The sequence below is a fragment of the Vibrio sp. TH_r3 genome (assembly GCF_033101115.1).
Taxonomy (GTDB): domain Bacteria; phylum Pseudomonadota; class Gammaproteobacteria; order Enterobacterales; family Vibrionaceae; genus Vibrio.
This window is the reverse complement of sequence record NZ_JAWMPW010000079.1, coordinates 1-658: the sequence shown is the minus strand read 5'-3', so window position 1 is coordinate 658 and position 658 is coordinate 1. Positions and strand designations below refer to the sequence as shown.

2 protein-coding genes are annotated in these 658 nt (G+C 39.4%); both read right to left on the bottom strand.

The genetic code is table 11. The features are described from left to right. Nucleotides 1–13: 13 nt before the first annotated feature. Complete coding sequence (locus R3X26_RS18840) at nucleotides 14–277, bottom strand: hypothetical protein (protein ID WP_317718855.1); 264 nt, start codon at nucleotides 275–277, stop codon at nucleotides 14–16. Beyond that, complete coding sequence (locus R3X26_RS18835; RefSeq protein ID WP_317718854.1) at nucleotides 270–512, bottom strand: helix-turn-helix domain-containing protein; 243 nt, start codon at nucleotides 510–512, stop codon at nucleotides 270–272. Before R3X26_RS18835 ends, R3X26_RS18840 begins: the two co-directional genes overlap by 8 nt. Nucleotides 513–658 lie beyond the last annotated feature (146 nt).

Sequence of the window (658 nt, the reverse complement as noted above, 5' to 3'; positions counted from 1 at the left end):
ATTTGTGAGAGATTTATGCTATTTTGCATACAACCTCCTTACCTTTACGAGTTAAGCTGAACTCGTCCCACCTTTGTCCGAAATCGCTTACTGGCTCATACGTAATTAGTCCTAATCGATATAGCTTATATATTGATTTATCAAACAACCGTACTGGAAGTTTAGAAAGCGGAGTGATATCTCCTTTCCTTGGGCTATAATCAGAATAAACCTTAAATGTATGCCCTTCGTTCATCCATTTGAGCAGTTTCTTTTGGTCTTTGGTTAAACTAAGCATGGAAATCACCTCCTTGAGAAAGGTGATCTAATTTGGTGTGGTTATCCAACCAACGATCTAAGTCTTCTTTAAGGTAACGAACCGCCCGACCGATTTTGATAAATGGTGGTGCTAATGTTCTGTTCTTACGTTGCCCTTCCATTCTTGCTTGACGAAGGAAAGAACGACTCATACCAATATAAGCCGCTGTTTCTTGCTCTGTATATGCTCGTTTTTCTAGTCTTGCTTGTGACATTTTATCGCTCCTGTTTGTTGATACAGGAGTATTTAATGTCAAGCAACATGCACGTGCAGATTACCGTGCAGCTAGCCGTGAAGTTTCTTTCTTACTTCACTTACTAGGTTCTGAAAACGTCTATAAGTAATCGTTTTTGTCACATC

Coding starts and splice junctions, on each gene's coding strand:
- R3X26_RS18835 (WP_317718854.1), bottom strand. CDS start 512: ATGTCACAAGCAAGACTAGAAAAACGAGCATATACAGAGCAAGAAACA.
- R3X26_RS18840 (WP_317718855.1), bottom strand. CDS start 277: ATGCTTAGTTTAACCAAAGACCAAAAGAAACTGCTCAAATGGATGAAC.